The organism is Paraburkholderia sp. PGU19 (assembly GCF_013426915.1).
Taxonomy (GTDB): Bacteria; Pseudomonadota; Gammaproteobacteria; order Burkholderiales; family Burkholderiaceae; genus Paraburkholderia.
This window is the reverse complement of sequence record NZ_AP023182.1, coordinates 50326-71858: the sequence shown is the minus strand read 5'-3', so window position 1 is coordinate 71858 and position 21533 is coordinate 50326. Positions and strand designations below refer to the sequence as shown.

Below are 21533 nucleotides of genomic sequence, written 5' to 3'. Positions count from 1 at the left end.
CTGAGCCGTTTCGCCCTGCGAAAAGCTGAGTGCTGGTGGTGAGTGACGCAGTCCGAGGCGCAGACTGTATCGGAAATTACTGCTTTGCTCGATCCGCGATCGCTTTGCGTTAAAGGTAAGCTCATGACCAACACACCATCCGGCCTTGCAACTGGGCAACTCGACCATGTCTCAGCATGGAGTCTGATCAAGCCGTATTGGGTCTCCGAGGAACGCGGCGCCGCGTGGGGACTGCTGATGGCAATCGTCATAATGGACCTGTTGATGGTAGGCATCAATGCCCGCCTGAACACATGGAGCCGCGATTTCTACGACGCATTGGAAAGCAGGAACGTACGCGAATTTCCGCAACTTGTGCTGATTTTTGCGGTACTCGCATTCGCGTTCATCATCATCTCCGTGTACAACCGCTATCTGCGTCAGATGCTTGGCTTTCAATGGCGCCAGTGGCTGACCCGGCGCTATCTGAACAGATGGCTGGACGGCGGCACCTTCTATCGAGTCGAGCGCGATCGGCTCGCCGACAATCCAGACCAGCGTATCGCCGCTGACCTCAACCTGTTCGCGACCACAACCCTTTCTCTCACGCTCGATCTGCTGTCGACGGTCGAGACGTTGGTCTGGTTCTCCATTGTCCTGTGGAGCACGGCAGGCGCTTTGACTGTTATGGTCGGCTCCTCATCCGTTCAGATTCCGGGCTACATGCTTTGGGCAGCCATCGCCTATGCGATTGTCGGTGCGCTCGTGACTAACAGGATTGGTCACCCGCTCGTGTCGATCAACTACCAGCGACAGCGCGTCGAGGCGGATTTTCGGTTCGGTTTGATCCGTTTGCGTGAAAACGCCGAGGAGATTGCGTTTTATGTCGGCATGCAAACCGAGGAATCGAATGCCAACGACCTTTTCGCCCGCATTCGTGAAAACTGGTGGCGCTTCATGAAGTACACGAGACGCTACAGCTTCGTGCTCAACTTTTATGCGCAGGTCGCCGACATCTTTCCGCTCGTCGTTGCGTCGCCCCGCTATTTCGCAGGCGCGGTAAGTTTCGGCACGCTGATGCAGATCACCGACGCATTCAGTTCGGTTAGCGAATCACTCTCGTGGTTCATCAACAATTACGATACGCTCGTCGAGTGGCGTGCGACAGCAAACCGTCTGAGCGAGTTCGAGCGCGTGATGCAGCAGTCCCATCTGAAGGAGTCCGTCTCGCCGGCTACCGAGCATGGCGGTATCAACCTGCACTATGTCGATGAGAACCAACTCGTCACGCACAACCTCTCACTTGCGTTGCCAGATGGCAAAACGCTTGCGAATGTGCGTGACATCGCAGTAAAGCCTGGTTCACGGTGGCTTGTCCGCGGGATGTCGGGCTCAGGGAAAAGCACGTTTTTACGGGCCCTCGCGGGTCTCTGGCCGTTCGGCAACGGCTTGATCGATGCACCAGTGGGCGCGCGCATGATGTTCATCCCCCAGCAAAGCTATTTGCCGGCAGGCACCTTTAGACGGTGTTAGGAACTTCGAAGTACTGGAATTGCATGGACAAGCATAAGCATGGCGAAGACGACAAAATGCAGGCCTGCGAGTGTTTCGGGCAAGCGTTCGTAGTCACGTGCAAGGCGTCGAAAGCGGTTGAGCCATCCGAAGCTGCGCTCGACTACCCATCGCCGTGGCAACAGCACGAAACCCTTTTTCGCTTCATCGAGCTTGACCACCTGGAGATCAATTCCCTGGGCGCGCGCGGCCTGCGCAGGATCTTCGCCCGTGTAACCCTGATCGGCAAAGGCCACTTTCACGGTTTCTCCCGTTGCCTGTTGCACCTGGCGCGCCAGTTCTGCCACCTGGGCCCGTTCCTGCTCGTTGGCCGGTGTCACGTGTACGGCGAGCAACTGACCCAGCGTGTCGACCGCCATATGCACCTTGCTGCCACGCTTGCGCTTGTAGCCGTCATAGCCTGCGCGTGGACCGCTTTCACATGTCGATTGCAACGTACGGCCATCAAGGATCACCGCGCTGGGCTGCCCCTGCCGCCCCTGCGCCACACGGACGATCGAACGAAGGTCACTCACCATGCACTCGAAACAGCCGGCCGCCAGCCATCGTTGCGTCTGCTGGTACACGAGTTCCCACGGTGGAAAGTTGGTCGGCAGCATTCGCCAAGCAGCCCCAGCGCGAGCCATCCAGCGCAACGCATTGAACATCTCCCGCAACTCATATTTCCGCTGTGGCGCACTCTCATCCATCAACGTCAGATACGCTGCCACGAAGCTCCATTCTTCGTCTGACACGTCTGTCGGGTAGGCTTTACGTTTCTCTTTTGTCATGCCTCCAGGGTACCAGGTTTGACCGGAAGTGCCTAACACCGTCTAAGGCCGCACTTGCCTATCCCGCGAACGCTAACACCTTTAGTGACGACGAGTGCCGGGAGGTACTGCGTGCGTGCCGGCTTGAAGGCTTTGCGAACCGCCTGCAGGAATCGGATCCCTGGTGGCGCATTCTTTCCCCGGGCGAGCAGCAGCGACTGGCGGTTGCGCGTGTGTTGCTGCACAAGCCCGACTATGTGTTCCTCGACGAAGCAACGAGTGCGCTTGACAGCGAAACTGAAGCGCATCTGTATCACCTGCTCACAGAACGACTGCACAAAGGAGCGATCGTCAGCGTGGCGCAGCGCAAGTCCCTTGTGCGGTTCCACGAGGAGGCGCTCGATATCAAGCGGGACGGAGCGACTTGACCGTATTCGGGCGTTCCCTCAGCCAATTGCCGCTGCAATCGGGATGACACATCGGGATGGCGAAGTTCGTCGGCCAATAGTTGCCATTTGCGCAACGAAGAAAGATGTCATTCCAATGGCCGGTTCAGTTTGGAACCTGACGGATGCCCGATGAAAGCATGTCCGATCTCTCAAACCTGCCGTTAGACAGCAATCGGCTCGAGCGTCGGAGTACTGATCCGCAGATGGCGAAACCTGACCTTTGCGGTCGCGGAGGTCCGAATGGCCGAAGAACAACGCAAAGCTGCCTCAAAAACATCAACCTCTGAATGACGGGTAAGGCCGATCGGACATCGCCTGTCCGACCCGCTTTGCCCGATTGCCTTGAAGCTTGTTCGGCGCCAGTCCAAAATCTGCAAGATCAGACCGGCATTTCGACTGCGCTCAGTGAACGGCAGAAGAGTCAACCTCGCAAATCGAAGGCAGACCTTGTGCGATCCCGACGCCGGAGAGAGATCAGCCAGTGACACTCGGCCGAATGGCAAAGCGTTTCCTCGCTACTGTTTCCCCGGGAATCGTGCACAACAAGGTGTCCATCGACTCACTTGCGCACTCGAGTACGACGCGCCCATCGGCCTCCACCACATGCAGCGGTCGAGCCGAGAAATCAAGCCAGCGCACGTCCAGGCGGCCTTGGAGCGATCGCCGCTTGCGCCGGACGTGCTCGCGAAGGGCGGTCCGCTGGGTGAGCGTCAGTCCGTATTCGCCTTGCGTGCGAAATCCGTTTCCACGCGGAATGAACGGAAGAATGCTAAGTTGCCGTACGCCTTCGGTAAGGCAAAAATCCGCCATCCAGTCGAGGACCCAATCGCCGTCGGAGATAATTGTCGTTTGAACGGACGTGGGAATTCCGGCACGAAGCAGACAGCGGAGATGCTCGGTTGCGAGATCGAACGCAACTCGCCCCACAAGCGCGTCATGACGTGCCCGGTCGCCGTGCAGACTCACCTTGACCTGCGTCCCTGCGGAGCGCAAGACAGGTAATAAGCGCTCCGGCAAGGCGATGCCGTTCGTTGTAAGTCGCGAGCCGCCGCCGCGCGACGCAACGTACGCCAGCAGTTCCGGCAAGGCTGGGTGAATGGTTGGCTCGCCGCCGCAGAAATGGATAACCCGAACGCCCTGTTTTGACAGCCAATCCAGACGTTGCATGAGGACCGCGGCGGGCGGATGTGCGCCATCAGGTGGCGCGAGGCAGAAGCCGCAACGCGCATTGCAATAGCGCGTGACCCTGAAGCAGACCATTAGCGGCAGGTGCAGGTTCATGGTAGAGGAGAATTGTCCGCAATCAGCGTTTGCGGCTCTCGCTGAGCATGTTGCAAAACAATGCTCCTTGCTCGAGTGCATCGTCAAGAGCGACATGGCTATGCGGCAGATCGTCGAACCAGCGTCTGGGCATTGCGCTTTTCGTGCTGCGACGATAGTCCTTGCGCAGAAGGACCATCGCCATCGTCTTTATGTCGAGCGCAGAGAAGCTGAAAGGGCTGCGGCCCACGAAGCGCATCAGATACCAGTACACGAACATGAAGTCAAAGGCCGCCGGATAGCCGACGAACACGGGCAACCCGGGCAGCCCCTCCAGCCATACGAAATAGTCGGTCATAACCGCCTGTGGCGGCCGTGGATTCGTGCGCGCAGCCTGCCAGGCCTCCTGATGCTGGCACCACCAGTCGAGCGTGTCGGGGTGACCGCTCGCGCCGGGCAGGAGTTCGAGAGTTGCGGAAAATGTGCCGTGCAGTACCTTGTCTGCACCATACGCGGCGGACGCGAAGCTGAGCATCGAATGCGGGCCTGGAATCGGCCCGTCGACCTCGACGTCCGTGCTGACATAGATCTCAGTTTTGGGTTTGTCGCTCATCGTATGCTCGTTTCGTCGACGGCAGCTATTCGGTCTCGAAGCCAGCGTGTCACGGCGGCAGGTCCGCATTTGGCTAGCGCGGTGTTCCAGTCTTTACATCGAGGGGGAGGTAACAGGCGATACACAGTTGCCTCGGACAGCAGTTGCATATAGCGCTCCGCCTCGCGATCGCCGGGCGCGTTCGCATCGAAACCGAGCCACACGACACGCTGGGCGCAAATCTGTGGCAACCAGGGAGCCCAACGTCCGATGGTGGCAACACCGGGCCAGCCGCAAACTGCGAGCGAGAGAGCATCGAATATGCCTTCGACCAGAATGAGGCGTCTGGCCTGCCAGCCATCGCCGACACAGGCTACCCCGCCGCTCCGGCCGACCGTCAGCATCTTGTTCTGGCCACGCACGGTGGTGAGATAGCGGCCGTGCACCGACGCCAGTGCGCCGTCATGGTCATACAGGCCGACCAGTACGGCAGCCCGGCCGTCCCAATCGGGATCGAAGCGCATCCCGGCGGCGTCTGCGATATCGAGAGGGATGCCGCGACGCTCGACATACGCTTGACCGGGCGTGCCAGCGAGGGAAATTGCGCGCGCAATGCGCTCGTCCGGCAACTCGCCGGACCGCGGCATTTGCAGGTGATCGTTGCATCCAAACCAACCCATGGCAGTATGTATTGCGCGGCTCGCAAACGGGAACTGCTAATGATGCAGGGGCTGTTAAGCAATGCGACCTGTTTTAAGTCGCCATCCATTGACGCAACCGTTTCATAGCTGCGCGCGTTAAGGCTGCCGCGATAATCTGCGCCTTTTCACGGCAAACGCCTGAGTCGGGCGTGGCGTGATGGAAAGGGCGAAATTCGTAGGCTGATCGGCCCTGGCAAAGCTACGCATGTGGACGTGTCGACTTTCGATCACTCAGACCGGTCATTTGTCGCATGTAGCGTTCGGACGGCAATTCCCTGCAAAGATCAACGTGAAAAATCGGCCAAAAGCAGCCGATCGACATCGGTCTCTGAACCGTCGACAATTTCTCGTCGATCTTCGCAGCTTGTTTCGGGACGACCCCAACATGACGCGCCCAATTCGCCAACGCGAATTGCAGGTGAGAGCATGACGCTTGCAACATATCGAGGGCGGTCTTTCAGTCAACTGCATGACGACCAAGCAGGCCACTGGAAGAATGGTCAGGCTCTTGGCCCAGTGGCGTAGAGATGGTCGACGCAGTATGCGCTGCCGTTCAGCTGACTTTTGTCGCAGCCGTTCCACATGCATCTTGCAGCCGCATTTTCCCCACGTGACTGAGCAAGATATTCCTTACGCTGGGCCTCATCTGAGACGCTCCAGCTCTCAGCATCTGCGACCTTTACTGCAAGCTGAATCTGATATTTTTCCCATTCATCAGCAGCCCATAGCTGTCCGCATACTGGGCATCGAAGAAGCGCTCTCCAAGAGCCAGCATCCACATGCTGAAAGCTGGGAAACAGGGAAGGTAAAGTTCCGTCAATCCGGCGTATCGCAGGCTGATCCTGGCAATCACATTTCATGGGCTTACCGCAGTCGCTCATCGCTGAAAGAAATTGTCAATGATGCACTATTTCGGGTGACCGCTATCGCGTACAACGAACGTCGCCTTCGGGTCCGAGATGCGACGGATGGCTTGGCCAAATGCAAACAGATCGCGGCGCTAACCTGACTCGTTACATACGCCCAAGGCCGTCAAGCGCCCCTGCTAACAACAATCACGATGGAAACTGGCATGGGGCGCGCCCGGGGAACCGCGGCTGCCTGCTTTCGACGGGCACGCGCGGGACATGCACGGGGAAACCCCACTCAGCCACAGTTAATCGCCACACGCGAAAGGGTTGCTAATCCCATCGTTCATATACAGGGAGATCCCTGGTTGAACTCGATTCGTCGCTTGCCTAGTATCTCTACATCATACGTATGATGTAGAGGCGAAAGTATGGAAACGCTGCATCGGCAGGTCCTGAACCAGATGGGCGAGCAGATCTGCTCAGGCAAGTTCGCGCCGGGCGACATCCTGCCGGCTGAGCCCGTACTCGCCGAACAGATGCAGGTCAGTCGCATCACGATTCGCGAGACGATGAAGTCGCTGTCGGCGAAAGGCATGCTGCAGGTGCGCCGTCGTTACGGCACGATCGTGCTGCCGCGTTCGCAATGGCAACTGTTCGACCCGGACGTCATCACGTGGCGCGCGAGGGCGGGGACGGTTGACGCCGGCCTGATCCAGGACCTGATGGAACTGCGCCTCATCATCGAACCGAACGCAGCCAAACTCGCCGCCAGACGCGCGACCGACGAAGACCGCGTTGCCGTGCGTCGCGCTTTCAAGGCGATGGAACGTGCAGTCGCGGGCCATGGCGAATATGTTCCCGCCGATCTCGCGTTTCACGGCGCAATCCTGACCGCCTGCCACAACCAGTTTGTCCAGCAGATGCAAAACGCGCTGTCGGCGATCCTGCGGACGAGTTTTGAGCTCAGCTCCGAAATTGCCGGCGGTCCGGCGCGTTCGCTGCCGATGCACGAGGCTCTTTGCGTGGCGATCGAAAAGGGCGATGAAGCGGCCGCGGAGGCCGCGGTACTGACGCTGATCGAGCGTGCGGAGAAAGACTTCGAAGACCGCGACAAGCTCAGGCAAACCGCAAACGACACACCGGTCTGACGCTTCCCGCTTCCACTATCGTCGCGGCGGGAGACCGGTCGCGATGGGCGTTTTCGCGCCTGGTTTTTGAATTCCGCACAAGGAGACACGGATGACACAGCTATTCGACTTGAGCGGGCGCATGGCGCTCGTCACCGGTTCGGCACGCGGCATCGGCTTTGCGCTGGCGGAGGGACTCGCAACCGCAGGCGCGAGCGTGATGCTGAATGGCACACGCGCCGATACGGTCGCCGACGCGGTCAGCCGTCTGGATGCGAAGGGCTTCAGCGCGCAAGGCCGAGCCTTCGACGTGACCGACGAACAGGCCGTCGCCGATGCGTTCGTCCAATGGGACAAGGATGGCATCAGCATCGACATTGTCATCAACAATGCCGGTATCCAGTTTCGCAAGCCGCTCGTCGAACTCGAACTGTCGGACTGGCAGCGCGTGATCGACACGAACCTGACCAGTGCCTTCATCGTATCGAAGCAGGCGGCGAAGCGAATGATCGCGCGCGGCACGGGCGGCAAGATCGTCAATATCGGTTCGCTGACGAGCGAAGCGGCCCGTGCGACAGTCGGTGCGTATACAGCGGCGAAGGGCGGCATCAAGATGCTGACCCGCGCCATGAGCGCCGAGTGGGCTGCATCGAACATCCAGGCGAACGCGATCGGTCCCGGCTACATCCTGACCGACATGAATCAGGCGCTCGTCGATAACGCCGCCTTCGATGCATGGGTCAAGAACAGCAACCCGTCGCAACGCTGGGGCAAACCGGAAGAACTCGTCGGCACGGCCGTGTATCTGTCGTCGCCCGCATCGAGCTATGTCAACGGCCAGATCATCTATGTCGATGGAGGCTGGCTGGCCGTGCTTTGAATGCAACTCACGCAGGGATCTACCACAACTAAAAGAACGGCAACATCCCACTCATCACGCAGTGTGTGCCGTCTTTCGCGGTACTGATCGGAGACATCATGGAAAGCGTCAAACCCGTAGCAACCCAGAGATGGTGGTATCTGATGCCCATCATCTTCATCACTTACAGTCTCGCCTACCTGGATCGCGCTAACTACGGTTTTGCCGCAGCCGCCGGAATCGACAAGGATCTCGGCATCACGCACGGCACCTCGTCGCTAATCGGCTCACTGTTCTTTCTCGGCTATTGTCTGTTTCAGGTGCCCGGCGCAATCTACGCGCAGCGCAACAGCGTCAAGAAACTGATTTTCTTCAGCCTGATCCTGTGGGGGCTCTGCGCCGCAGCGACGGGCATGGTCAGCAACATTCCGATGCTGATGGTGCTGCGCTTTGTGCTCGGCATCGTGGAGGCTGCCGTGATGCCATCGATGCTGATGTACATCAGCCGGTGGTTCACGCGAACCGAACGGTCGCGCGCCAACACGTTCCTGATTCTCGGCAACCCCGTGACGGTGCTGTGGATGTCGGTGGTGTCCGGCTACCTGGTGCACAGCTTCGGCTGGCGCGAGATGTTCGTGATTGAAGGCGTACCTGCGCTTGCGTGGGCAGTGGTGTGGTGGTTCACGGTCAAGGACAAGCCGGCCGATGCGCCCTGGATGAGCGACGCAGAAAAGACCGAATTGCAGGCGCGGCTGAAAGCCGAGCAGGCCGATATCGCGCCGGTGCGCGACTACAAGACTGCGTTCCGCTCATCAATCGTACTGAAATGCTGTGCAATTCACGCGCTGTGGAGCATCGGCGTGTATGGCTTCATCATGTGGCTGCCGTCGATTCTCAAGACGGCTTCGACAATCGATATCGTGTCGGTCGGCTGGCTTGCCGCCGTGCCGTATCTCGCTGCCATCGTCCTGATGCTGCTCGCATCATGGCTGTCCGACAAGACCCGCAACCGCAAGCTGTTCGTCTGGCCGTTGCTGTTGATCGGGACGATTGCATTCGTGGCTTCGTACATGATCGGCAACTCGCACTTCTGGATGTCGTTTGCGTTGCTCGTCGTGGCAGGTGCAACGATGTATGCGCCGTACGGACCGTTCTTCGCCCTCGTTCCCGAACTCATCCCGAGCAACGTGCTGGGCGGCGCGATCGGACTCATCAACGCATGCGGCGCATTGGGCGCGTTTCTCGGGTCGTGGATCGTCGGCTATCTGAACGGCGCGACGGGTAGCCCGGCGGCGTCGTACATGTTCATGGCGGGTGCGCTGCTCTGCTCTGTGATTCTGATGATCACCGTGCCTGCGCCCTCCGGTCAGCGCTCGAAACAGGAAGGGCGCCTCGCAGTGAGCCGCTGATATAGCACCACGCCACGACTCAACATTTGCAATGGCAGGAACAACATGGCAACGCTGATCACCGATGTAAAGGTCATCCTGACCGCGCCGGAAGGCATCAACCTGATCGTCGTCAAGGTGGAGACAAACCAGGCTGGACTGTTTGGGCTCGGTTGCGCGACGTTTGCGTATCGGCATGTCGCGGTCAGATGTCTGATCGAAGAGTATTTGCGGCCGCTCCTCATTGGCCGGGACGCCGAGGCGATCGAGGAACTGTGGCAACTGATGCACCAGAACGCGTACTGGCGCAACGGCCCCATCGAGAACAATGCGATCTCGGGCATCGACATGGCCCTGTGGGACATCAAGGGCAAAATGGCGGGCATGCCGCTCTATCAGCTCTTTGGCGGCAAGTGCAGGGAAGGGGTGCCGATCTATCGCCATGCGGACGGGCGTGACCTCAACGAGTTGTGCGAGAACATCCAGAAGTACCGGGAGCAGGGCATCACGCACATTCGCTGTCAGAGTGGCGGCTACGGTGGAAGCGGCTATGGCAATGCGCCATTGGGCGCGCCGGCGCGCGCACCCGAGGGCGTGTATCTCGACAGCAGGAAGTATATGCGCGAGACCCTCAAACTGTTCGACGGCATCCGCAGCAAGGTGGGGTTCGACGTCGAGCTGTGTCACGATGTGCATGAACGCCTCAAACCCGTCGAGGCAATCCGCTTCGCGTGCGAGCTCGAGCAATACGAGCTGTTCTTCCTTGAAGATGCGATTGCGCTGGAAGAGGGCGAATGGATACGGCAATTGCGAGAAAAGACGACGACACCTCTCGCTCAGGGCGAACTCTTCAACAACCCGTCTGAATGGCGTTTCATGATCACGGAGCGCCTCATAGACTTCATACGCGTTCACCTGAGCCAGATCGGTGGGATTACTGCCGGACGCAAGCTGCAGATATTCGCCGAACAGTTTGGCGTGAGGACGGCCTGGCATGGTCCGGGTGATATGTCGCCGATGGCTCACGCGGCAAACATTCATATCGATCTCGCCGCGCGCAATTTCGGGGTTCAGGAATGGTCGGGCACCGAGCCGCCCAACTTTGTCATCCAGGACCTGAAGGGGCCGCGGGCGGCACTGCTGGACGTCTTCCCAGGCATGCCCGAGTTCCGCAACGGGCACGTGTATGCGAACGACAGACCCGGTCTGGGAGTCGATATCGACGAAGCTGAAGCGGCAAAGTATCCGTGTGAGAACACCTTGACGACCTGGACGCAAACCCGGTTGAAAGACGGCACCTTGCAGACTCCCTGATTGAGAGCAAGGGTGGAGCAGCCACGATAACCCGCGCCGTATCACGGCAAAAATCGCAAGGCGCGCGCCGTATGCAGGAGAGGGAAGGGCGGCGGTCGGCAATTCGGCGGCCTAAGCGGTCGTTGATCCCTCATGGTGTCAGCGGCTGGTATGGGTTCGGGAGCGTGAATTCGCTGATGCCGGAAGCTGCCCTCCGGCTGGTCGATGCTGCCACCGTCAGCAATCCGCCATGTTGCTGACATAGAGCCCAACCAGCCCCAATGTCGGCATTGGGTGCGACAACAGGCGCTGGCTGACAGCGGGCGGTATGGTTTCACGCGGGCGCCGCATCTGCGTGCAGACGGCGCGGTCGTCACGACGAATGTCGCGTCGTGAACAAGTATCTGAAGGGCGGCGCACCGCAGGCGTTCGATCTGCTCTACGGGAACGCCAATGGCACCAACGTGCCCGGACCGATGTACGCCTGGTATCTGCGCAACATGTATCTCGGGAACAACCTGTGCAAGGCGGGACGGCTCGTCATGTGTGGCACGCCGGTGGGCCTTGGGCACATCGACATGCCGAGCTACATCTTCGGCACGCAGGAGGATCACATCGTCCCGTGGAAGGGCGCGTATTGTTCGACGCAACTCGTGCGCGGCGAGACGCAGTTCGTGCTCGGCGCGAGTGGACATATAGCGGGCGTGATCAATCCGGCGTCGAAGAACAAGCGCAGCTACTGGACCGACAGCATGCTCGGCGACGATCCGGGGCGTTATGTGGCGAAGCATCCGCCGGACGTCATGGGTGCGTGACCCGTGGCGAGCGCTTCAGGAGCCCGTGTCATCACCTTGCATCGGCCGCAACAGCTGAATGCGCTCAATGACGTGCTGGTGGATTAACCCGGCGCGGCACTGCTTGCATACGATGCGGGCGATTGCATCGGCTGCATTGCAGTGTTTGGCAGTGAGTCGTTCGCTGCAGGCGCAGATATCGCCGCGATAGCGAACCTTGACTTCGCTGAGGTCGGAAAACGCGCACTTCATCATACGCAATTGAGAAACGATATGTCCGGTGCGCAAGCGTGCAATTGCTGCTATCGCGGGCTTTGCGCTTGGCGGTGGCTTTGAGCTCGCGATGACGTGAGACTTTATTACCGCTGCCGACAACGCCCGGTCAGGTCGGCCTGCAACCGGGCTCGGCATCATCCGCAAGCTTGTAAAAGGCGTCGGGTCTATACATGCATTGCATCACAGGGGATCCCGCGACACGGTGTTGTGTGTGCCGGCCACGGGCACAGGCACCGCACTTAGCATCACGTTGGCCGGTCTCGCGAGTGATACTCGCTGGGCAGCGGAGGTCGAGGCCCTTCGCTGCACGGTTCAACGCAGCAGAAAGGCGGCGAACGGTCCAGATGAGAAGGCTGTAGTCGGGCCGGATCTTAGAGCCATGTTGTGCATCGACTTCGGGCAATGCTGGAGCGCACGTACTTGCCGCGTCCGCAGCCATGCACCCATTGGTCGCCATGGTGACGATCACAATGCAAAGAATCCTGCATGTACTATGCATTTCCCTTCAATTGCTGTCTTGCGGAACGCAGAGGGGTAGGCGGTACATCCTATGTTCAGCCACGGCATTCCGAGGAGCGGGTGCGCAACCAAACCAGGGAGGCCGGCGACGACGGCGCGCGGGGCCCATTCAGGGCACTGATGGCCGTTGGTTCGACCTGGATCACCTGCTGGGGCGATCGGCGGTGGTCTATACCTGATCATGGCGACTATGCGGCAGGCTGACGCGACCTCACCGGCTCGCGTTTGAGGGTTTTCCTTAGCCTCAGGCAGGCAACAATGTCGATGGTTGGCCGTCGGCGGACATGCTAGGATTTCTTTCAAACAACTCCGGAAACTGCTATGCCGTTCATCTGCGAAAACGTTGAATGTCGTGCCGTGCTGGCTCGCGGGCAGGTCAGATCCAATCACGAGGACGAGGGGTGGTGCTTCTACTGCCCGGACTGCAAAGTCAGGAACGAGTTGAAAGATATGGGTGTACCTGGCGGTCCTGTCGAGTTGGTCCAGCCAGAAAGATCCGACCTTCCGCACAAGGTAATAGCGACAGCTCGACCATTGGAGGACGGCAGGTACGCAGCGCAATTGCTCGTTCAGAGGGCACTCGGTATGAAAGGAACATATGGGGTCGAGGAACGCTGGGAGCAGCTCGGAGTATTCCTCGACGCGCACGAGGCCGTAGCACACGCAAAGTCTTTCGCAACAGACCTGCTGGAGCGAAAGGTCTAGTCGAGAGTGGCACGCTTGATTGCTCCATACCAATCGATGCGCGGATCTTTACGGCAGGCCCACGACCGTAGATCCGCGCGACAACCTGGTGCTTTACGGCGTGCTTGCCGTGCAGAAAGCGTTTCAGCGTTCGGTGCGCTCAATAGGCGGTGTAAACGGAGACCGCACCACTCCGAATACTTCACCGTACGGAATGACCGGCTTGAATTCAACCAACCTTAACTCACGAAGCACCACTGGCAGCGAGCTTGATAAAGAGTCTGGCTGCTTCGTTGCCATGGGACAAAGCGCGCAGTGCGAGTGAGAGTGCTAGCTGTGCGTCGTGGGAGACCGCGCTACGATCCTGATCGAAGAGATTGACGGCGTGGCGCATATGCTGCGCCGCCTGCGTGTGAAGCTCCACGGCCGCCGCATGATGTTTTGCCACGTCCGCGGCACTTACGCCTGAGCCGGTCAATGGGGGCGTTATCGACGGCGTATTGGTGCTGTGCGCACCAGCGTCGTGTGCGTGATCGATCGCATGCAACGTGTGGCCATGGGCCATCATCGCCTGATGTGCGGCGTGAGCGAAGTCTCGACCTTCCTCGAAATGCCGGGAAGCCTCGCGGTGATGTCGCGCGGCCTGCTCGTGGTGTGACGCCGCGGCTTCGAGATGCCCCCTCTTGCTATGCTTCGTGTTCACGCCGGCTCCTGTGCAACTTCAGAACTAACTCCGATGGCGACCGATTCGAAGATACAGTGGTGGGTCGTAACGAGATCCTAATCTACATCACTTGCGCCTTCTGTGGCATTTGCGTTTCGTGGAAAATCAGCATCACGTTCGGCCTGCTTTTCGAACCGTGTGTTGTGGTGAGCGTGTGTATTGGACCGCGCGAACCGGAACAAAGCCGTGTAGAGCCTCTTTAGTTTTCTCAGTCGTGCGGAAAAGAGGGCGAACCGGCACTTGGTAGCGAGCAGAACCTGTTCAGCCACTATGTGAATCCGCCGGTGCCAGTCGGAGGGTCGCAGTCTCCGAAAGGGGTCGGCATTGGATATTCGAGGGGACGCCTGTCTCAACCACGGGGGTTCGACATCGAACTTCCGGATACGGCCAAGCGTCAATCGCTCGCACCGTTGCTCAGACATTCAGGCGTCTGTTCCGCATCAGGAACCGCCCAGTAAATTCGCATGTAGAAGTGTCGCTTCTCGGCCATTGCGGTCATTGGGACGATCGCCGGCCAAGGGTCGCTATAGGTTGCTCTGCGGTCGTTGGGCGACATGCGCCGCCCGAAGGTCGAAACGCCGATCCACCCAGACGTGCCATTCGTAGGCCTCGACGCGCAGATCGTTCACCGCGATCTCGCCTTCGCGTAAAGTCTCGATCCACTCGAGAAATTCGTGCTCGCCATGAACTGGCAGAGCGTTCATGTAACACTCTGGGCCTCCGGCGTCCTCCGGCGGGCAACGCCAGGTGCCCGCGACGCAGCGTAGTAGTCTTGCCCGCTGGTTGCGCGTTCGCCGCTCGACGCGCACGTCATGTAACCACCGGTAGGTGAAGTCGTACAGGTAGGCAAAGCGCTCATGTTCGTGAAGGCCAAATGCCCGATCGGGCATTCAGTTACTGGGATTCCGCCTTCGTTCATTGCGCACAACGCGAACGTGTTATTGCAGACCTCTGTCCAGAGGCCCGAGACCACCACCTTCTTGCGGCCGTTCGCTGCCAGGGCATCACGCACCTTCTGGTCATCCCACGAATTCATCGACGTACGTTCAAGCAGTTTCTGCCCCGCGAATACGTCGAGCAGTTCGGGATACGTGAAGCCAGAGAAGCTTTCGGATTCTACTGTCGTGATGATGGTGGGGATATTGAAGACCTTGGCCGCTTTGGCGCTAAAACGATTGGTGCGTGGGCGGTTGGCTCTCTCGCCGGTTACACGCTCGATCTTCCCTGGACGCCGCGTGTGGGCGTGCAGATCGACGCGGCTTCGGGCGACAGGCACCCCGGCGATGGACGCATCGAAACGTTCGATCCGCTGTTTCCGAATGGCTACTACTTCACGCTCGCCGGATACACGGGCTATTCGAACCTGATTCATATCAAACCTTCCGTCACGCTCAAACCGGCTAGCAATCTGGCGCTGCTTGCCGCGCTCGGATTCCAGTGGCGCGAGACAACGGCGGATGCCGTGTACCAGCAGGGCAACGCCGTGGTGCCCGGAACGGCCGGACATGGCAGCCGGTGGACAGGGATGTATGTGCAGGTGCGAGCCGACTGGACGATTGCGGCGAACCTGGTGGGCGCTGTCGAAGCGGTGCACTTCCAGGTAGGCGATTCGATTCGTGATTTGGGTGGCAGTAATGCGGACTACGTGGGTGTCGAACTAAAGTATGGGTGGTAGCTGGAATCTCACACAAGGCATGATCGCGCATGGATGCAGTTGCATCCGTGTCGATCCATCTGTTGCTTCTGCCCGCGATCGTGGTTCCGATCTCAATCCCGACTACTGCTGGACATCTACGAATTGGCGGAGAGCATCGATGGACGCAATGATTTCGGTCACAAAGGTACTAGGGATTGTCGTGCTGATGCTATCGACGAGCGGCTTCGCACAGGCTGCAGGCGAGGCAAATGGTGGAGGCGACGCCGCGGCGTCGGGGAGTGTCCGCACGGACACGACGACCACTGCTGCGGACCGGAAGCTGGAGAAGGACGTTCATCACGTGCTCGGCAAGACGAAGCACCTTACCAGCAGGCATATTAGGGTTCACGCTGAAGCTGGCGTCGTCACGCTCTCTGGATCGGTACCCAACCGGGCTGCTCTGGACAGGGCTGCTCAAGCCGCACAAGGCGTTCCCGGCGTCACGGCTGTCAAGAATAACCTGACCATCGAGAACAGATAGCAGATAGGAGCGCGACTTTGGCGACGAACGTTGCCGAAGGGTGAGCCGGTTGACGCGATGATCCGGAGGCGCTTTGCAGCGAACAGCAGCGTTGCGTTGAACTCAAGCTAGACGCTTGCCCGCAAGACGCCCAGGTTACATCACTGGAACGATATTCGAGCATCGCCGCTTATTTGTTGCTGCAGGCTGCTATCGTCGGTCACGTAACGGCTCTGGCCGGCGAGTGAACTAGGATCGTCGAGGAAGGTCCGCTTTGTCGACGACTGGTCATTGAACCAGCGCCCCGCCACGGCGAACAGCGCGTCGAGGTAACCCCCGCTCAGCATTTCGGCCAGTTGTTCGAACGTCGCATGCCACGTGTCGGCGTACACCAATGCGATCGCGGTAGGAATATCGGTTATCCAGGCAGCGGCATGCTTCCGGTACGCACTTTCCCAGTCATTCCAAAGAGGTTAACGCGCCGTTTGCGTGCCGGCTTGAGGCATATCAATCTGCGAATGACACGTATCCTGATCCGATAGCAAGTAGCCAGTTCGATGTTCAAGCACCCTGAGGGTAGCCTCAAAATCCTGACATCCATGTTGCGTTCCCCTTCCGTAACGGCCTCCTGCTTTTAAGTGCCGGATGAAATAACAGTAAAGTTTGCCGATTTGAACTAGCGTATGGCGTTTGCATTGCAAAACTTGCGCGTACGTTTTGGAGATTGCGTGTCGTGCCATGGTGGGCGCACGAATGGGCAGACGAGACAACGGGGAGAGCGGTGTGCGAGCGATGCGGCTACCGGCGTTCTCCTTCAGCGCAAGCTTGAATTCCAGCGCGGCGACATGGGTGCTGCTGCAGCAGGTGTTGATGCGCGGGTTCGTTGCCGTCAAGTTTCTCGCGATAGGCCGCATTCTCGGGCCGGAAGCGATCGGCAGCGTGAGCGTTGCGCTGCTCGCCGTTGCGATTGCCGAATCTTTGTCGGATACGGGGCTGTCGCAGGCCGTGATTCAAGGGCAGGCCGCACCGACGCGCGATGAACTCGGCGCGGTCTGGACCACGCTCGCGACGCGTGGTCTGATCATCGGCGCCGCGCTCGTCGCGATCGCGCCGCTGATGAACAGCCAGTTTCATCTGGGCGGCGCGCTGCTGCTGTTGCAGCTCGCCGCGCTGTTGCCGTTACTGCGCGGAGTCGCGTCGCCTGCGTATTACGTCGTGCAACGCGAGCGGCGTTTCCAGCATGTCGCGCTGATCGAAATATCGGCGGCTTTTGTCGACTGTTGTTGCGGGCTGGCGCTCGCGCTGGCGGGTGCGGGCGCGTATTCGGTGCTGCTCGGGATGATCGTCGGCGAGTCGTTGAAAACGTCGCTCACGTGGGTCACGATGAGCCCGCGTCCGCCGATCCGGCTGCGCTGGTCTGGCATCGGTCATTACATCGGTTTTAGCCGCTGGATCTGGGCGGGCAGCGTCGTCAACCTGGTTCTCAACCAGTTCGACAAGGTGGTGGTCGGCAAGCTGCTCGGGCCCGCGCAACTGGGCGCGTATCAGATGTCGTCGCGGCTCGCGCAAATGCTGCTCGCCGATGCCGCTATCGCGATGTCGCAATACCTGTTTCCGACCTTCGCCGCGCGCCATCGCACCGATCCGCATGCCGCTGGGCGGCTCTTCAAGCGTTATATCGGCGTGATCGCGCTGGGGCTGGTGGTGGTCGTGATCGTACTGCGGCTCGCGGCGCACTGGCTCTTCGCGCTGATACTCGGCCCCGCCTGGCTGCCCGCCGTGCCGCTCTTCAAGATCTTCGTGATCAACATGGCGATCGGCGCGCTGATCGCGGTGCTGGTGTCGTATCTGCGGGCCGTCGGCGACGCAAAGGCGACCACACAGGCGTCGATGATCGACGTCCTCGTACTGCTCGTCTGCGTGCCGCCCGCGACACATTACTGGAGTGTCACGGGTATCGCGTGGTCGATCACTGTTGGGCTCAGTTTCGCCGCGGTGTGGATGCTATATAGAACCGCGAGGGTCTTGTGATGCCAACGATCCGTGGACCATGTCGACTTGTCACCGTGCTGCGTCGTATATCGCGCAGGCGCGTCTTCGTCGTGAAGAGTACGAGGCTATAACGTGGAGGGAAGGTCAGTCGCAACGTAAAGCAAACATCTATCCGAGAGATGAAAAATGAACTCGAACCTTAGCAGCTTGCCGTTCAACAGGTATCAGTCCAATGTTTATTCGCAAAACGGTGAGGATGGCGTTATCGCGGAGTTGCACAAACGCCTTGGCCTGGAGGCAAGCAACGACAGTTGGTGTGTCGAGTTTGGTGCCTGGGATGGCATTCACTTGAGCAACACATTCGCTCTTGTAGAACAAGGATGGAACGCAGTTTATATAGAGGGCGATGCCAGGAAATTTAAGAATCTACTCGATACAGCCACGAAATATCCAAAGATCGTTCCGGTGTGCGCTTTTGTGGCACGTTCTTCGGCTGACGAACTGTCGCTGGATGCAATTCTGAGAAAGACGAGAATACCTTCTGAGTTTTCGTTGCTATCGATCGATATAGACTCATATGACTGTGACGTGTGGGAATCCTTGACAGACTACACGCCGAAGATTGTCGTGATCGAAATCAATTCAAGTGTTCCACCGGGGGTAGTGTGGAGACATAGCGATAAGACCAGCGGCAACACATTCTCTGCAACGTGCAATGTGGCACGTCGTAAAGGTTATACGCTTGTCTGCCACACGGGAAACTTGGTATTTGTACGGGACGATCTGGTAGGGAAATTGAATATCGATCAACGCTATATCGAATACCCCGAACTACTTTTTCAGTTTGATGGAATATGGATGCCCGAGAACCTGTTCCGTGAGCCGAAACCTGCTTTCGATATAGTTAGGGGAGTCGCAACGAGGCTGATTCCCAAACAGCTATTGCCTGTCGTCAAGAAGACGTATAAAGCATTATTGGACCGTATGCCTGAACGAGATCAGTTGCCCGATGTAACGAGCGGGCTCGATGGTATGCCGGATAGAAGGCGTCGCTGACCTCCAGCGATGAATGGTCGAAACTACGGACAAGGGGACGAATACCCGAAAATCAGGAGACAGACAATCATGAACGCGCACACACCGGATGGCGAGGCGCCGGGTCTGCATCGACGCTTAATGCGATACGATCCGATTCTCGGCTATCGGTTCGCACCCGGCCTTAAGCTCCGGATCCCCCATGAAGGAGGTGGGTATCTGGTGAAAACCAATCGCGATGGTTTTCGCTGTGATCACCCGGTGACTCCCCGTAAGCGCACTGAGCATCGTGTGCTGGTTTTTGGCGATTCCTACACCGCGGGTGACGGTGTCAGCAACGGCAAACGGTACACGGATGTTCTGGAGCAGCAACTTACCGACACCGAGGTAATCAACTTCGGGCTGAGCGGCAGCGGTACTGACCAGCAGTATCTGGTCTTCCAGCAATATGCCAGTCAAATCGACTACGACGCTGTTGTTATAAGTGTGCTTGTGGAGAACATCCAGCGCAACGTAGTTCGCGAACGCGATTGGGCGGACCGCACAGGCGAGGCGATTCGCGTGCCCAAGCCGTGGTTCGAACTCTCGGCTGACAACGGGTTGAGCCTAAAAGGCATCCCCGTTCCACCGCCCTACAGGCTCGCGGACTTGTCCCTCCCGCAGGCAGGCGGGATGGCTTCGGTGCGTTCGAATCTGCGCAAGATGGTCAACAAGATCGGCCCCGATTTCAAAGATCTTTGCCAGCGGCTAACGCGGTTCCAGCCGCTACCAGAGTACAACGCCGCGAGCAATGACAGCTGGAAGCTCATGCAGGCTATCCTCGCAAAGTGGGTATCTGAACTTCCAGTACCTGCTGTGATCGTCGTTATGCCCGTCTATCAGTACGTTGAGGAAACCGCAAGCTACAGGAACATCCGCATGCGTTTTGATGAGCTCGCGCAGTCGGTTGGCGTTCTGGTCTATCACGTTCTTGATGACTTCCACCGATATCCAGCCGACAAAAGGCGACAGTTGCGTTTCCGAATGGACTGCCATTACACGCCGGTCGCGCACCAGATCATGGGGCGCGCACTGGCGAAGGTCGTAGCTCCGCTGCTGCAAACGGGCGTGCAGATTGATGATAGTTCGATGCACGATGCGGGGCCCGGAATCGTCGATGAGCGGCAGAGGCCGCGGCACGACGATTCCGGCAAACAGGAGCTGGGTGGCGCAGGACGGGCATCGCCGTCGCAAGGCGTTGCGACATGAGGGGCATATGGACGTTCTGGAATTACATGCTTGCGAAACAGCGTGGGCGATCGTCGATACCTTGTACTTCGACTCGAGCCGGCATCGCTTTGTGCGCGGTGACATAGAGATCGAGGGCCGGCGCATTGCGCGCATCTTGCCGCCACACACGTCGCAGTGTGCCTGCTTGATGCCGGGCGATACTACTGCCTGTCTTCCCGGCTTGATCGAAGCCGACGCTACGCCGGGTCTTCAGGACTGGAACCGATATTCGCAGCAACTCGCCGCACATGCGGTCACCACGGCAGGAGTGTTTTGCAGGAGCCTTGCAGATTGCGCAGCATGCGACGGAGCTCACGGGCTGCGCCGCCTCTTCTATGTTGAACTCGCAGAGGATGACGGCAGCGCCAACCGCGCGGAAGCGGGCGTACGCATGCTGGAAGGCATTGCGCGCGCGACGAATTCGTCAAGGCTCGAATGCTGCGAGTTCATACCTGCAGTCGTGCCTGGCGAGGTCGGGTCTGCCGCTACGCTCGTTGCTGCCGCCCAGGTTGCTGAGCGGCTGGAGAGGCGGCTCTGCGTCCGACTCAGTTCAACGGCGGCCGACGCGAAGCTCTATAAGGAATCGCGCTACTTCACGGAGGTGGGACTGCTGTCATACCTGTCGCTGATGTCACGGGCAACGATCTTCAACCTCTCGCAGCTGTCCCGACGCGATGTCGCAATGGTGAATGAGTCGGCCGCGAACCTGGTTTGCGCACCCGGGGCCGTCAGCGAATGTCTGCAGGAAGAGCACTTTGCGCGCTTGTCATTGAAGGACCGCGCGCTGGCGTTCTCGAGCGACCGGCATACGGCAGTGCGTGGGACCTGCTACAGGTCGCTGACGCTGCTGTCATCCGCACTAACTCATCAGTCGGGGAAAGCGGCGACGCTCGGTAACTTCATGGTCGATGCGCTGACGTCCTCTGCGGCCCAGGCGCTAGGGATAGTCGACATCGGCCGGATAGCGGCGGACATGCAAGCAGACCTGTGCCTGTTTGATCGGCCAGAGGGCTTTGCCGAGAACGCAGGCAGTTGGGACTTTATCGACCTGATCACTTACAGCGAGCCGCGCGACGTGCTGATCGGCGGCATGCCGATTACGCGTGGGCGCGCCGCTGCGCTTGGGTCGGAAGAATCGTACGCCAGGACGCATCCTTATTCCACCATAGATATTGCCGAGTATGAACACGTCCAGTGCGATGGGAGAAGGACCGGCGCCGGTCAGGCGCAGGAATTCCCAGTGAGAGGCTCTCGATTGTAGAGG

Annotated in this window: 18 protein-coding genes and 6 pseudogenes; 16 read left to right on the top strand and 8 right to left on the bottom strand. The window is 59.1% G+C overall.

Annotation, left to right across the window (positions count from 1 at the left end; all coding sequences use genetic code 11):
* Nucleotides 1-123: 123 nt before the first annotated feature.
* Nucleotides 124-1497 (top strand): annotated as a pseudogene (locus H1204_RS40755) (SbmA/BacA-like family transporter); the annotation flags it as partial.
* An 11-nt stretch (nucleotides 1498-1508) separates the two neighbouring features.
* Here H1204_RS40755 and H1204_RS40750 read toward each other — a convergent pair.
* Nucleotides 1509-2321: an IS5 family transposase gene (locus H1204_RS40750; protein ID WP_180735120.1), complete on the bottom strand. Its 813-nt coding sequence runs from the start codon at nucleotides 2319-2321 to the stop codon at nucleotides 1509-1511.
* A 44-nt stretch (nucleotides 2322-2365) separates the two neighbouring features.
* Between H1204_RS40750 and H1204_RS40745 the strand changes: the two are divergent.
* Nucleotides 2366-2728 (top strand): annotated as a pseudogene (locus H1204_RS40745) (ATP-binding cassette domain-containing protein); the annotation flags it as partial.
* A 495-nt stretch (nucleotides 2729-3223) separates the two neighbouring features.
* Here H1204_RS40745 and H1204_RS40740 read toward each other — a convergent pair.
* Genes H1204_RS40740 through H1204_RS40730 form a run of 3 tightly spaced genes read right to left on the bottom strand, consistent with a single transcriptional unit; the run spans nucleotide 3224 to nucleotide 5248 of the window.
* Complete coding sequence (locus H1204_RS40740) at nucleotides 3224-4009, bottom strand: radical SAM protein (RefSeq protein ID WP_243469126.1); 786 nt, start codon at nucleotides 4007-4009, stop codon at nucleotides 3224-3226.
* 43 nt (nucleotides 4010-4052) lie between these two features.
* Entirely contained in the window at nucleotides 4053-4622 is a 570-nt protein-coding gene (locus H1204_RS40735) for an exonuclease (protein ID WP_180735792.1), read from the bottom strand.
* On the bottom strand, nucleotides 4619-5248 hold the full coding sequence (locus tag H1204_RS40730) for a toprim domain-containing protein (protein ID WP_180735791.1): 630 nt from the start codon (nucleotides 5246-5248) through the stop codon (nucleotides 4619-4621). Before H1204_RS40730 ends, H1204_RS40735 begins: the two co-directional genes overlap by 4 nt.
* Before the next feature lie 664 nt (nucleotides 5249-5912).
* Here H1204_RS40730 and H1204_RS40725 point away from each other — a divergent pair.
* From H1204_RS40725 to H1204_RS51995, 8 genes and pseudogenes are all read left to right on the top strand, one after another.
* Complete coding sequence (locus H1204_RS40725; RefSeq protein WP_180735790.1) at nucleotides 5913-6311, top strand: hypothetical protein; 399 nt, start codon at nucleotides 5913-5915, stop codon at nucleotides 6309-6311.
* A 270-nt stretch (nucleotides 6312-6581) separates the two neighbouring features.
* Nucleotides 6582-7301, top strand: coding sequence for a FadR/GntR family transcriptional regulator (locus H1204_RS40720; protein WP_007581098.1), 720 nt, complete (start codon nucleotides 6582-6584; stop codon nucleotides 7299-7301).
* Between the two features lie 91 nt (nucleotides 7302-7392).
* Nucleotides 7393-8160: an SDR family oxidoreductase gene (locus H1204_RS40715; protein ID WP_180735789.1), complete on the top strand. Its 768-nt coding sequence runs from the start codon at nucleotides 7393-7395 to the stop codon at nucleotides 8158-8160.
* 98 nt (nucleotides 8161-8258) lie between these two features.
* Nucleotides 8259-9548: an MFS transporter gene (locus H1204_RS40710; protein ID WP_180735788.1), complete on the top strand. Its 1290-nt coding sequence runs from the start codon at nucleotides 8259-8261 to the stop codon at nucleotides 9546-9548.
* A 45-nt stretch (nucleotides 9549-9593) separates the two neighbouring features.
* Nucleotides 9594-10841 carry an enolase C-terminal domain-like protein gene (locus H1204_RS40705; protein ID WP_180735787.1) on the top strand — a complete coding sequence of 416 codons (1248 nt, stop codon included), beginning with the start codon at nucleotides 9594-9596 and terminating at the stop codon, nucleotides 10839-10841.
* A gap of 368 nt (nucleotides 10842-11209) precedes the next feature.
* A pseudogene (locus H1204_RS40700) lies at nucleotides 11210-11635 on the top strand (class I poly(R)-hydroxyalkanoic acid synthase); the annotation flags it as partial.
* 3 nt (nucleotides 11636-11638) lie between these two features.
* Nucleotides 11639-12029: pseudogene (locus tag H1204_RS52000) on the top strand (enoyl-CoA hydratase-related protein); the annotation flags it as partial.
* A gap of 701 nt (nucleotides 12030-12730) precedes the next feature.
* Complete coding sequence (locus tag H1204_RS51995; RefSeq protein ID WP_243469069.1) at nucleotides 12731-13114, top strand: hypothetical protein; 384 nt, start codon at nucleotides 12731-12733, stop codon at nucleotides 13112-13114.
* 223 nt (nucleotides 13115-13337) lie between these two features.
* Here H1204_RS51995 and H1204_RS40690 read toward each other — a convergent pair whose 3' ends face one another.
* The 3 genes and pseudogenes from H1204_RS40690 to H1204_RS40680 all read right to left on the bottom strand — a co-directional run.
* A complete protein-coding gene (locus H1204_RS40690) occupies nucleotides 13338-13796 on the bottom strand; it encodes a hypothetical protein (protein WP_180735785.1) in 459 nt (152 codons plus the stop codon).
* Nucleotides 13797-14341: 545 nt separating this feature from the next.
* Complete coding sequence (locus H1204_RS52770; RefSeq protein ID WP_180735784.1) at nucleotides 14342-14707, bottom strand: hypothetical protein; 366 nt, start codon at nucleotides 14705-14707, stop codon at nucleotides 14342-14344.
* Between the two features lie 17 nt (nucleotides 14708-14724).
* A pseudogene (locus H1204_RS40680) lies at nucleotides 14725-14982 on the bottom strand (isochorismatase family protein); the annotation flags it as partial.
* Nucleotides 14983-14988: 6 nt separating this feature from the next.
* On the opposite strand from H1204_RS40680, the pseudogene H1204_RS40675 reads away from it, so the two are divergent.
* Together H1204_RS40675 and H1204_RS40670 are read left to right on the top strand one after the other, a co-directional pair.
* Nucleotides 14989-15492: pseudogene (locus H1204_RS40675) on the top strand (alginate export family protein); the annotation flags it as partial.
* Nucleotides 15493-15631: 139 nt separating this feature from the next.
* The gene (locus H1204_RS40670) at nucleotides 15632-15994 is read left to right on the top strand and encodes a BON domain-containing protein (protein ID WP_243469067.1); all 363 of its coding nucleotides are present in this window, start codon (nucleotides 15632-15634) and stop codon (nucleotides 15992-15994) included.
* A gap of 140 nt (nucleotides 15995-16134) precedes the next feature.
* Here the strand turns inward: H1204_RS40670 and H1204_RS40665 are convergent, their stop codons facing one another.
* Nucleotides 16135-16368 (bottom strand): hypothetical protein, encoded by a 234-nt coding sequence (locus H1204_RS40665; RefSeq protein ID WP_180735783.1) that lies wholly within the window; start codon nucleotides 16366-16368, stop codon nucleotides 16135-16137.
* A gap of 388 nt (nucleotides 16369-16756) precedes the next feature.
* Here H1204_RS40665 and H1204_RS40660 point away from each other — a divergent pair, with 388 nt between their 5' ends.
* The 4 genes from H1204_RS40660 to H1204_RS40645 all read left to right on the top strand — a co-directional run bounded on the left by H1204_RS40660 (nucleotide 16757) and on the right by H1204_RS40645 (nucleotide 21530).
* Nucleotides 16757-18004, top strand: a complete 1248-nt coding sequence (locus tag H1204_RS40660) for an oligosaccharide flippase family protein (RefSeq protein ID WP_180736264.1) — start codon at nucleotides 16757-16759, stop codon at nucleotides 18002-18004.
* Between the two features lie 147 nt (nucleotides 18005-18151).
* Nucleotides 18152-19021 (top strand): hypothetical protein, encoded by an 870-nt coding sequence (locus tag H1204_RS40655; RefSeq protein ID WP_180735782.1) that lies wholly within the window; start codon nucleotides 18152-18154, stop codon nucleotides 19019-19021.
* Between the two features lie 69 nt (nucleotides 19022-19090).
* Complete coding sequence (locus tag H1204_RS40650; protein ID WP_180735781.1) at nucleotides 19091-20248, top strand: SGNH/GDSL hydrolase family protein; 1158 nt, start codon at nucleotides 19091-19093, stop codon at nucleotides 20246-20248.
* Complete coding sequence (locus H1204_RS40645) at nucleotides 20157-21530, top strand: hypothetical protein (RefSeq protein ID WP_180735780.1); 1374 nt, start codon at nucleotides 20157-20159, stop codon at nucleotides 21528-21530. The genes H1204_RS40650 and H1204_RS40645 overlap by 92 nt, the downstream gene beginning before the upstream one ends.
* The last annotated feature ends 3 nt before the right edge of the window (nucleotides 21531-21533 follow it).

What these genes read in the sequence shown, in the direction of transcription:
- H1204_RS40750 (WP_180735120.1), bottom strand. Translation starts at nt 2,321, where the DNA reads ATGACAAAAGAGAAACGTAAAGCCTACCCGACAGACGTGTCAGACGAA.
- H1204_RS40740 (WP_243469126.1), bottom strand. Translation starts at nt 4,009, where the DNA reads ATGGTCTGCTTCAGGGTCACGCGCTATTGCAATGCGCGTTGCGGCTTC.
- H1204_RS40735 (WP_180735792.1), bottom strand. Translation starts at nt 4,622, where the DNA reads ATGAGCGACAAACCCAAAACTGAGATCTATGTCAGCACGGACGTCGAG.
- H1204_RS40730 (WP_180735791.1), bottom strand. Translation starts at nt 5,248, where the DNA reads ATGCCGCGGTCCGGCGAGTTGCCGGACGAGCGCATTGCGCGCGCAATT.
- H1204_RS40720 (WP_007581098.1), top strand. Translation starts at nt 6,582, where the DNA reads ATGGAAACGCTGCATCGGCAGGTCCTGAACCAGATGGGCGAGCAGATC.
- H1204_RS40715 (WP_180735789.1), top strand. Translation starts at nt 7,393, where the DNA reads ATGACACAGCTATTCGACTTGAGCGGGCGCATGGCGCTCGTCACCGGT.
- H1204_RS40710 (WP_180735788.1), top strand. Translation starts at nt 8,259, where the DNA reads ATGGAAAGCGTCAAACCCGTAGCAACCCAGAGATGGTGGTATCTGATG.
- H1204_RS40705 (WP_180735787.1), top strand. Translation starts at nt 9,594, where the DNA reads ATGGCAACGCTGATCACCGATGTAAAGGTCATCCTGACCGCGCCGGAA.
- H1204_RS51995 (WP_243469069.1), top strand. Translation starts at nt 12,731, where the DNA reads ATGCCGTTCATCTGCGAAAACGTTGAATGTCGTGCCGTGCTGGCTCGC.
- H1204_RS52770 (WP_180735784.1), bottom strand. Translation starts at nt 14,707, where the DNA reads ATGCCCGATCGGGCATTTGGCCTTCACGAACATGAGCGCTTTGCCTAC.
- H1204_RS40670 (WP_243469067.1), top strand. Translation starts at nt 15,632, where the DNA reads ATGGACGCAATGATTTCGGTCACAAAGGTACTAGGGATTGTCGTGCTG.
- H1204_RS40655 (WP_180735782.1), top strand. Translation starts at nt 18,152, where the DNA reads ATGAACTCGAACCTTAGCAGCTTGCCGTTCAACAGGTATCAGTCCAAT.
- H1204_RS40650 (WP_180735781.1), top strand. Translation starts at nt 19,091, where the DNA reads ATGAACGCGCACACACCGGATGGCGAGGCGCCGGGTCTGCATCGACGC.
- H1204_RS40645 (WP_180735780.1), top strand. Translation starts at nt 20,157, where the DNA reads ATGAGCGGCAGAGGCCGCGGCACGACGATTCCGGCAAACAGGAGCTGG.